Genomic DNA, 642 nt, shown 5'->3' with positions numbered 1-642 from the left:
GTAAGCCAGGTAGCGCCATTGATTACAGTACAGCTGATCAAATCAAGGAACTTGAGAACCAAGGCTATGTTCTTGTCAGTGATGGTTTCCCAGCTGGGGCGGTATTTGATAATGATGATAATACTACGCAAACTTATAAGGTTGTCTTAAAGCACGGTACAACCACCTTTAAGCCAGATAAGCCTGGTAAGCCAGGTGAACCAATTAACCCTAACTACCCAGGGGGGCCAAAGGTCACAAATGAAGATGTTGACTACAGTAAGGATGTTAAATTTACGGTTCACTATGTAGGCGCCGGAAACAACAACCCAGCTGACAATGTTCAAAATGCCCAATGGACACGTTCCATTACCGTTGATAATGTAACTGGTAAGATTATTAGCTCCACTGAATGGGTAAGCAACAAGGATAACTACAACAGTGTTGTAACGCCAGTTGTTGACGGTTACCATGCTGATTGGGCGCGAGTTGATGGTCAAAAGGTAACAATGGGTGATCAAGAAGCTACTGTTACCTACGTACCAAATGGTAAGATTGTGCCAGTTGACCCAGATGGAAATCCAATTCCAAATGTACCAACCCCACAATACCCAACTGATCCAAGTGATCCAACTAAGGTAACGCCAAATGAACCGGTACCAA

General features: G+C 43.8%; 1 protein-coding gene. It reads left to right on the top strand.

The genetic code is table 11. The annotated features are described in order from the left end of the window. On the top strand, nt 1–642 hold a 642-nt coding region (locus H5S10_RS00015), incomplete at both ends, for a mucin-binding protein (RefSeq protein ID WP_407657682.1).

It is taken from the genome of Limosilactobacillus balticus, from assembly GCF_014145615.1.
In the GTDB taxonomy this organism is placed as follows: domain Bacteria; phylum Bacillota; class Bacilli; order Lactobacillales; family Lactobacillaceae; genus Limosilactobacillus; species Limosilactobacillus balticus.
The sequence above is the reverse complement of the archived record's forward strand: the minus strand, read 5'-3'. Positions and strand labels throughout refer to the sequence as shown.